Origin of the sequence: uncultured Chryseobacterium sp. (genome assembly GCF_913776365.1) — a bacterium.
Classification (GTDB): Bacteria; Bacteroidota; Bacteroidia; order Flavobacteriales; family Weeksellaceae; genus Chryseobacterium.
The window spans coordinates 1-9,124 of the sequence record NZ_CAJYMO010000308.1; the positions used below are offsets into that span (position 1 = coordinate 1).

The 9,124-nt window shown below is 45.2% G+C and carries 11 protein-coding genes; all 11 read left to right on the top strand.

Features of this window, described 5'->3' with window-relative positions:
• Positions 1-226, top strand: a 226-nt coding sequence (locus QZ735_RS15995) for a DUF1569 domain-containing protein (protein ID WP_294250427.1), incomplete at its 5' end; no start/stop codon positions are given.
• Positions 227-760, top strand: coding sequence for a hypothetical protein (locus QZ735_RS16000; RefSeq protein WP_294250429.1), 534 nt, complete (start codon positions 227-229; stop codon positions 758-760).
• A gap of 13 nt (positions 761-773) precedes the next feature.
• Entirely contained in the window at positions 774-1,244 is a 471-nt protein-coding gene (locus tag QZ735_RS16005; RefSeq protein WP_294250431.1) for a hypothetical protein, read from the top strand.
• Positions 1,245-1,285: 41 nt separating this feature from the next.
• Positions 1,286-1,657, top strand: coding sequence for a VOC family protein (locus tag QZ735_RS16010; RefSeq protein WP_294250433.1), 372 nt, complete (start codon positions 1,286-1,288; stop codon positions 1,655-1,657).
• A gap of 35 nt (positions 1,658-1,692) precedes the next feature.
• Positions 1,693-2,142 (top strand): VOC family protein, encoded by a 450-nt coding sequence (locus tag QZ735_RS16015; protein WP_294250434.1) that lies wholly within the window; start codon positions 1,693-1,695, stop codon positions 2,140-2,142.
• Between the two features lie 148 nt (positions 2,143-2,290).
• Positions 2,291-2,968 carry a DUF2490 domain-containing protein gene (locus QZ735_RS16020; protein ID WP_294250435.1) on the top strand — a complete coding sequence of 226 codons (678 nt, stop codon included), beginning with the start codon at positions 2,291-2,293 and terminating at the stop codon, positions 2,966-2,968.
• Between the two features lie 579 nt (positions 2,969-3,547).
• Positions 3,548-5,161 carry a Na+/H+ antiporter gene (locus tag QZ735_RS16025; protein WP_294250437.1) on the top strand — a complete coding sequence of 538 codons (1,614 nt, stop codon included), beginning with the start codon at positions 3,548-3,550 and terminating at the stop codon, positions 5,159-5,161.
• Positions 5,162-5,385: 224 nt separating this feature from the next.
• On the top strand, positions 5,386-6,408 hold the full coding sequence (locus QZ735_RS16030) for a glutaminyl-peptide cyclotransferase (protein ID WP_294250439.1): 1,023 nt from the start codon (positions 5,386-5,388) through the stop codon (positions 6,406-6,408).
• 40 nt (positions 6,409-6,448) lie between these two features.
• Positions 6,449-7,474 carry a glutaminyl-peptide cyclotransferase gene (locus QZ735_RS16035; RefSeq protein ID WP_294250442.1) on the top strand — a complete coding sequence of 342 codons (1,026 nt, stop codon included), beginning with the start codon at positions 6,449-6,451 and terminating at the stop codon, positions 7,472-7,474.
• Between the two features lie 84 nt (positions 7,475-7,558).
• On the top strand, positions 7,559-8,536 hold the full coding sequence (locus tag QZ735_RS16040; RefSeq protein WP_294250446.1) for a hypothetical protein: 978 nt from the start codon (positions 7,559-7,561) through the stop codon (positions 8,534-8,536).
• A gap of 53 nt (positions 8,537-8,589) precedes the next feature.
• On the top strand, positions 8,590-9,124 hold a 535-nt coding region (locus QZ735_RS16045; protein WP_294250449.1), incomplete at its 3' end, for a deoxynucleoside kinase.

The following is a 9,124-nucleotide window of genomic DNA, read 5'->3' on the forward strand; positions in this document are numbered from 1 at the left end:
CTATACCCAAAACGGGCCTACTGCTCCGCAGTTCGTTATTGCGGAGAGAAAGGATTTTGCGGAAGAAAAAAAACGGCTCATCGGCTTCATCCAGAAGACCCAGCAGCTGGGGGCTTCCGCATTTGACGGGAAGGAATCTTTTTCTTTCGGGAAGCTTACCGCCGGTGAATGGAGTAATATGTTTGCCAAGCACCTCAACCATCACCTTTCACAATTCGGGGTATAGATGAAAAAGAAATGGCTCCTTCTCCTCCTGCCCCTATCTTTTTCGCTTTCCTTCGGGCAGGTGAAGGAATTCCCGCTGAAAAGCGAAAACTTCAGCGAAGTGGTCCTGAATAAAAAAATGAACTTTGAAGGATTCATCAGGAAGGATATTCCTTTCCGACTTTCTTTTAATTATGTGGTTAGAAATCCTGAGAAACAGGCTTCTTATTTTGTTGCAGGGCAGTACGGAGCTGAAGGAAGTACCTCTGAATTCCTTGGGGAAATGGTTTTTACTGAAAAATATGATGTAAAGGGCGATCCTGACCAGATGCTGGTATTCGGGGATTTTTTCTTTGCCGGAGGTAAAAGCGCGACGGGTTCAGAGATGCTTAAAGGAAAATTCAGGATTCAGGTAAACAAAAATATTCAGCTCGCAGAGAGATTCTCCACACTTACCTTCAGGGGAAAACGGAAAAACGGGGCTGGAACAGCAGAAGCTGAGGTCTGGTGGGCAAATTACAATCCTGCCGATATTTCCAAAGTGGTATTTAAATAAACAGCAATCGATTATGAAAAAACTTTTATTATTTCTTGTCCTCTTTTCAGTCCTTACATTCGCCCAGATGCCGGACATTTCCAACGTCTGGCTGAATAACAGCAAAGCGTACACCGGTACAATCGGCACCAAGGACCAGGAAATGAAACTGAAGATTGAGATTTCCGAACAAAACCGGAAGAACGACCAGGAATATTTTGTTTCCGGGTATACAGTGGTGGATAAAACCTACGCTAAATTTGAAGGGAAATTTATCATTACCCAATACAAGGATTCAGGGAAAAAGGGAGTCGTATACGGAACCTATGATCTGGCAGAGGAAAACAAGGGCCGCCATTCCGGCACGCTGAAAGGAAAATTCGTCTACACTTTGCGGTGGGACAGGGAAACGGAGAAAATAGGATCCCAGGAAATCGTGCTGGACGGCAGCTGGAAAAGCTATGACGGGATCATGAATTTTAAAACCCATCTTCAGAACCGGTAACCTGAAATTAGCAATACTAACCCTTTAAAAACTAACCTTCTATGAAACTAGGCGCATTTTCAATCAGTCTCAGTGTAAAAGACCTTCAGAAGTCGAAAGATTTCTATGAAAAATTAGGATTTACAGAGATAGGCGGAGCTATGGAGCAGAATTACCTCATCATGAAGAACGGGGATCATATCATCGGGCTTTTCCAGGCCATGTTCGATGGGAATATGCTGACCTTCAATCCCGGCTGGGACCAGAATGCCAATACGCTTGAATCTTTTGATGACGTAAGGGTCATTCAGAAACATCTTAAGGAAAACGGTATCGAACTTCAGAAAGAAGCAGATGAAACCACTTCCGGCCCTGAACATATCTATCTGAAAGATCCGGACGGGAACATGATCCTGATCGACCAGCACAGATAATACCCTCATAAAATAAACATTAATACAATCATACCATGGCAACAGTAAATGTGTACCTTACCTTCAACGGAAACTGCAGGGAAGCTTTTGATTTCTACAAATCGGTTTTCGGCGGCGAGTATCCCTACATCGGAACTTTCGGTGAAATGCCTCCGGCGGAAGGACAGGAAATGAAAGAGGAAGATAAGAACAAAATCATGCATGTGACGCTCCCGATATCTGCAGAAACCCTCCTGATGGGAAGTGATGCAGGATATGAGCAGGCCCCTCACCTGATCATGGGGAATAATTTTTCCGTTTCTATCAATGCGGAGTCCAGGCAGGAAGCAGAACATCTTTTCACCGGACTTTCAGCAGGCGGACAAATCACCATGCCGCTGTCAGACACCTTCTGGGGTGCGTATTTCGGGATGTTTACCGACCAGTTCGGGATCAACTGGATGGTCAATTATGACGATCCTTCAAAAATGCAGCAGCATCCCTGATATAAAATCATTTTAAAAACAACTACCGGAACTGACGAAATTGTATTCGTCAGTTTTGATTTTCAGCCGGTTCGCAAGAGTCCGTCAGTTGTTATTATTGATTTAAATTATTAAATTTGTTAAACACGATAGATATTGATAATAAATAATGAAAAATACAGCTAAAAAGGCGGTTTTGGGTATACTGACTGTGGCAGCAACCCTGATACAGGCACAGAAAAGCGATCTCGGAGCATGGTATATGTACTTCGGAAATAATAAAATCAGCAAAAAACTGAACTTCCATAATGAAATCCAGTACCGGAGTTTCGACGGAGCAGGTGATGTGGAACAACTGTTTGTACGCACCGGGATCGGCTATGACCTGACGGAGGACAACAATAACATTTTGTTGGGTTATGGCTTTGTCCTGAGCCGCCCTTACGAAGACGGGAAGAAAACGGAGAATACCGAACACCGGATTTTCCAGCAGTACATCACCAAGCAGAAATTCGGCAGATTCAATCTCCAACACCGCTTCAGGCTGGAAGAACGTTTCCTGGAAGACGATTTCAGGATGAGGTTCCGGTATTATTTAGGAATCAATATCCCGATCACTAATAAGGAAATGCTCCCCAAAACCTGGTATGCATCGGTATACAATGAAGTCTTCCTGCACGGCGACAGTCCGGTTTTCGACAGGAACCGTGTCTATGGCGCATTAGGATATGTGATCAGTAAGAACCTGAAAATCGAGGCGGGCTATATGAACCAGATCCAGGAAAACAAAAACCGCGGCCAGATCCAGATCGGCTTTTATAACAACATCCCGTTTACAAAAGATTAAGCAGTGCGCCTGAAAAAAGAAACCGGAGGTAGGAAATTTCTTTTGTCAATGTTACGATCAAAAGTAGGCAGTAAACCGTTGGTACTGATCAATAAAATGCTGACTTATTAAACGGTAGAAAGCTGGGTAATTGACCTGTCCTTAAGGGGCAGCACAATCACAGCCCCGGGTGAAACCGGGTATGCAAACCCGTGATATCCCTAAGCTGAAGAGGCGAAACCTATTTGAAACATCAACTGAACGTATCGGAATACCGCAGGTTTGTTCTGGCAGCAGCGTGCATTTACAGATTTCGTCATTGCAGGGTTTAGAGGATTTGGTTGTGATTTAAGCCATTAAAAATCAATTAAATAGCATCGATTTCGGGTTGATGGAGCTAAAAGCCGCTATACAGAGTGCTTTTCTAAGAAATAACCATTCCCGCCGCCGGAGAAGTGTCGGAAATTCGAATAATTTTTGAGGGACAGTTCAGGGATCAGAAAAAAGCCTTCCAACTGATCATTTCCACCCAAACACAAAACCATGAAGAAAATGAGTAACGATTAAAAAGAGTTCAGTACTTTTAAAAAAAAATTAATCATGATTCACAGCTATGTTATTATATCGATTGCGGTACTTCTTTCCGTAATGATTCTCGTAATGATCGGGCAGAAGCTCAAGGTGGCTTATCCGATATTCCTGGTGATAGCCGGGCTCCTGATCAGCCTGGTTCCTGGGATGCCGCCCATTGAAATAGAGCCGGATCTTGTTTTCCTGATTTTTCTTCCGCCGATCCTGTTTGAAGCTGCGTGGTTTACTTCCTGGCAGGATTTCCACAAATGGAGGAAGCAGATTTTTTCCATGGCTTTCGGATTGGTTTTCCTCACCTCCGTTGTGGTGGCTTATCTTTCCTCATCCCTTATTCCGGGACTTACGGTAGCGATGGGCTTTCTGTTGGGTGGGGTAAATTCCCCGCCGGATGCCGTAGCGGCTACTTCCGTCCTGAAGCATGTAAAGATTCCTAAGAAAATCACTACGATCCTTGAAGGGGAAAGCCTGATCAATGATGCCTCGAGTTTAATTGTTTTTAAATTTGCCCTGGCAGCCGTTATATCCGGTCAGTTTATCTTCGGGGAAGCGGTAAAAGACTTTTTCACCATGGCCATCGGAGGGATTGGTGTAGGTGTGGGCGCAGGGCTGCTTTTCGGGGTTTTGCTGAAAATGATTCCTTCCAATTCCAATATCGATACCATCATTACCCTGATTGTCCCTTATGTGATGTACATCGGGGCGGAACACTTCCATTTTTCCGGAGTACTGGCCGTGGTGGCAGGAGGCCTTGTGATGTCATATAATTCACACTGTTACCTCAGCCATACTTCCCGCATCCAGTCGGGGAATGTGTGGAGTGTGCTCATCTTTCTGATGAATACCATAATTTTTATCCTGATCGGGCTGGAGCTGCCTGTGGTGGTAGCTGCCATGAAAGACTATACCATCTCCGAAGGAATTATGTACAGCATCGTCATCGGCGGGGCCATCATCGGTACCAGAATCCTTTACAGTTATGCCCTGATGTACTTTCCGAGGCTTCTTTCAAAAGAAGTCTGTCTGAGAGACCCGAAGCCGGACTGGCGGGAACCGTTCATCATCAGTTTCGCTGCGATGCGGGGCGTGGTTTCCCTAGCGGCTGCCCTTTCGATCCCGGCATTTCTGCCGAATGGCGAAGCATTCCCGCACCGGAATATCATCCTGTTCGTTACTTTCGTGATCATACTGATTACCCTGGTAGGACAGGGCTTACTGCTGGCACCTGTTCTGAAACTGCTGAAGATAAAAGATGCCGGGAGCGAACTGCCTGAAGAAAAGCAGGAAGTCATCCTGATGAAAAAGCTGAAAGCAACGGCCTTTCATAAACTGGAAAGCGATTTCTCCGGACTGGCAGAAACAAACAGCCTGGTGCTGCACCAGAAACACCGGCTGGAAAATGAAATGGCCATGATGGCAGACAAGTCGCAATGCCTGGCGTCGGCAGGAGATTATGCAACTGCTGTAAATGAGAGCAAAGAGGTGATGCGCCAGCTGATCCAGGCACAGCGCAATGAACTGCACCGGATGAAACGGGAAAAAATTTTCGATGACCATGTGATGAGAACCATCGAGATGCAGCTGGATTTTGATGAAGCTAAAATTACCGGCTTTTCACACGGATAAATCCAACCCGTATAAAAATCGTTGTGGGCTTGCCGGTTGGTCAACATTTTTGTCAGCAACGATTAGCTCTCATCCTCCTGCTGACCGGGATTCCGGATCAGGACCGGTGGTGTCGCCATCCGGGATCAGCCGGGCTGCCGGTTACAATTTTGCCAACATGCCGATGAAATTAGCTTGGAGGGATAAATTTTGCTAATTTTGGAGAAATTTATTTTAGAAATTCAATGAAAAAAAATATCATAGCAGGCTTTGCGGCGATCCTCTTACTGGTTGCATGTAAAGACGATAAGAAAATCCTCGATGCCCTGGCCGACTACAACAATTCGATGCAGCAGAAAGGGTATCATTTCGGCGATAAGCTGGCCCTTCCCAAAGAAGTGACGGATGATGCAGAAAGCGTTTCCATCAGTTTCGGGGATAAGGAAACCTCCGATTTAACCGTAGATCCAAAATTTTTTACCCTGGGCGACAATGCGGTGACCTTCAACATTAAAACAAAAGGCGGTGAAACCCTTACCCAGGATGCCACCATCAATGTATTCGCAAAAAATCCTGAAAAGAAAATCAGTTATGAGATCGTAGGAGACTATCCCCACGATCCCAAAAATTTCGTTCAGGGATTCCAGGTGGAAGGCAATACGGTCTATGAAAGCGACGGGCAGAACGGTTCTTCGCAGATCCTGAAATATACACTGGGAACCACCACGCCTCTGGCCTCCACCAAACAGGGCCAGCAGGATTTTTCCGAAGGAAGCACCATTGTAGGGGATAAAGTATACCAATTAACATGGCAGAGCAAAAAAGGATATATTTACGATAAAAATTCACTGAAGCTGTTGTCAGAATTCGCCTATCCCAATGTATTGGGTGAAGGCTGGGGACTTACCTACGACGGTAAAAACCTGATTGCCTCGGACGGCAGCAAGCTCCTGTATTTCCTGAATCCCGAGGATCCTTCCAAACTCGTGAAATATATTGCCGTTGCCGGAAGCTCCCAGATCTACGACCAGCTGAACGAACTGGAATACCATGACGGGTTTATCTATGCCAACGTATGGCAGAAGCCGGTAATCCTGAAAATCAACCCTGCCAACGGGGAAGTAGTCGGGACTTTCGATTTTACCGAAATTGCAAGACAGAATACCAAGGGAAGCGATGATGTGCTGAACGGAATTGCATTTAAAGGCGGGAATATGCTGGTGACCGGTAAAAACTGGCCGAAAATCTATGAAGTGGCCATCCAATAAGATGTATCCTATCAACAAAACATTAAAACCATCCAGTTCCGTGAAGAAACAACTGATTGCCGGGGTTGCACTGATGCTCCTGACGGTTTCCTGTAAAAATGACAAGTCCATGATGAACGCATTGGCTGATTACAACCATTCCATGGAAGAAAAAGGCTATCATTTCGGCGACAGGCTGCAGCTTCCGGCAGAAATAACGGAAAATGCAGAACAGATTTCCATCAGCTTCGGCGATAAGGAAACCTCCGATCTTATCATTGATCCTGAGTTTTTTGAGTTCGGGGATAATGAGGTGACCTTCAACATCAAAACCAAAGGCGGCGAAACCCTGAATCAGGATGCCACCATCAATGTATTCTCTAAAGTTCCGGAGCAGGAGATCACGTATAAAATCGTTGCGGAATATCCTCACAATCCTGAAGATTTCGTAGAAGGTTTTGTGGCAGAAGGCAATACGATCTATGAGAGTGACGGGTTGGAAGGGGCGTCCCAACTGATCAAATATACCTTAGGCAGTACGGCTCCTTCCATCGTTGAAAAACAGCCGGCCAAGATCTTTTCCGAAGGCTGCGCCATTGCCGGGGATAAAATTTACCAGCTCACGTACAGGGACAAGACAGGATTTGTCTACGATAAGAGTACCCTTAGGAAAATCTCGGAATTTCCATTGCCGAACGAATTCGGGGAAGGCTGGGGCCTTACTTATGACGGTAAGCACCTGATTGCAGATTCCGGTTCCAATGACCTGTATTTCCTGGATCCTGCCAACCCTTCCAAAGTCGTGAAAACGGTTCCGGTTGGCGGCCATACAACGCTCTATAACCAGATCAACGAACTTGAATACCACAACGGGTTTATCTATGCGAATGTATGGCATGAGCCTTACATCCTGAAGATCAATCCTGCCACAGGAGAAGTGGTGGGTAAGCTTGATTTCACAAAAATTACGGAAGAAAATACGAAAAACAACAGTGAGCACGTTTTAAACGGGATTGCATTTAAAGAAGGGAATATGCTGGTGACCGGTAAAAACTGGCCGAAAATTTATGAAGTGGCCATCCAGTAATACAAACGGGATCATGATTGGTGCCGGTTCCGGTAAAATGGGTAGATTGGCAGAAATTTTTCCCTATTCCCACAGATAAAGAAATTGAAACTATTTTATATACTATTCGTACTGGTTTTCTGTACGCTTCCTGCGCAGAGAATCCTTCCTTTGGACACACTGAAACTGAAGGAAGCTAAAGATATGCTCGCTGATGACTACGGAAATCTGTATATCTACAAGAATAAGGATTTCAGTTTTACCAAATACGATTCGCTGGGAAAACAGATCGGCAAGATGATGCTTACCGTTCCGTATAAAGTGCAGACCGTTCAGAATCCGTTGAGCGTGCCCCTTTTTTCTGAAAATGCCCAGGAGATGAAATTTGTAGACCAGAACATGAACGAGATCCAGCGGGTGGATTTCAGGCAGAAGTTCGGGTTTATTAAAATGGCTTACGCTGAAGACCTGCAGCAGCTCTGGCTGCTGGATGACAGTACGAAGCGCCTTATCCAGTACAATTTCAGGAATGAGACCATCATCAATTCCTATCCTTTTGATGCCAGTTTTGATGAGCTGATGGACCTGTTGGTGTATGAAAATAAAGTCTACATCCTCACCCGGAAGCATCTGAGGGTATTTACCTTTAAGTTCGAGAAGCTTTTTGAAGGCCCCGTGGAAAACGGAAAACGTTTCCGAAGGGAAAATGAGCTGATCATGATCATTACCGATCGTGCTATTGTAGCATACCTTCCTGAAAAAGGGACCGAACCCGTATTTCAGGATCCGGCTTCCCAGATTGTGGATAAAAATACGCTTTCCCTCTTTGAAATAAAAGGCAACAAACTTTATCTTTACAGTCTTGAAAAAGCCACGGAAAAGCAGGTGGTAACAGAGCCGGACCCGAAAAGGAAAGATACGGAAAGGGAGGTGGAGCCTTCTGCCGAAAAGCCTGCGGAGCCCGACAGCCCGGAAGCCAAGCTGGAGAAAAAGACAGACGAGATTGAGAACAGGAATCCCGCCGAAAGCTCGCTCAGAAAGCTGATGGAGGAAGCCGCTGACGTTGAGTCCACAGGGATCTGAGATCATCAGTACACAACAATTTCAATATATTTTAAATACATTAAGGAAGAACTATGCACATTGCAGTTACAGGAAACATCGGAGCAGGAAAAACAACACTCACCACCATGCTGGCAAAACATTACGGCTGGGATGCCCAGTTTGAAGATGTGGACCACAATCCGTACCTTGAAGATTTTTATGCAGACATGAGCAAGTGGAGCTTTGCACTGCAGATCTATTTTCTGGGAAGCCGCTTCCGCCAGGTAAAGGAAATCCGTGAGAGCGGGAAAAACATCATCCAGGACCGTACGATCTATGAAGACGCCCATATTTTTGCAGAAAATTTAAATGATATGAATCTGCTGTCCAACCGGGATTTTAACAATTACAATGCGGTATTCAGCCTCATGAAATCTTTCGTCTCCGCACCGGACCTCCTGATCTATCTGAAATCCGATGTTCCCAATCTCGTAAAGAAAATTTATAAGAGAGGCCGTGAATATGAAGCCTCCATCAGCATCGAGTACCTTTCCAAGCTCAACCAAAAGTACGAAAAATGGATCTCCGGATATACGGAAGGCAAGCTGCTGATTATTGAGGTGGATG

Coding starts and splice junctions, on each gene's coding strand:
- QZ735_RS16000 (WP_294250429.1), top strand. CDS start 227: ATGAAAAAGAAATGGCTCCTTCTCCTCCTGCCCCTATCTTTTTCGCTT.
- QZ735_RS16005 (WP_294250431.1), top strand. CDS start 774: ATGAAAAAACTTTTATTATTTCTTGTCCTCTTTTCAGTCCTTACATTC.
- QZ735_RS16010 (WP_294250433.1), top strand. CDS start 1,286: ATGAAACTAGGCGCATTTTCAATCAGTCTCAGTGTAAAAGACCTTCAG.
- QZ735_RS16015 (WP_294250434.1), top strand. CDS start 1,693: ATGGCAACAGTAAATGTGTACCTTACCTTCAACGGAAACTGCAGGGAA.
- QZ735_RS16020 (WP_294250435.1), top strand. CDS start 2,291: ATGAAAAATACAGCTAAAAAGGCGGTTTTGGGTATACTGACTGTGGCA.
- QZ735_RS16025 (WP_294250437.1), top strand. CDS start 3,548: ATGATTCACAGCTATGTTATTATATCGATTGCGGTACTTCTTTCCGTA.
- QZ735_RS16030 (WP_294250439.1), top strand. CDS start 5,386: ATGAAAAAAAATATCATAGCAGGCTTTGCGGCGATCCTCTTACTGGTT.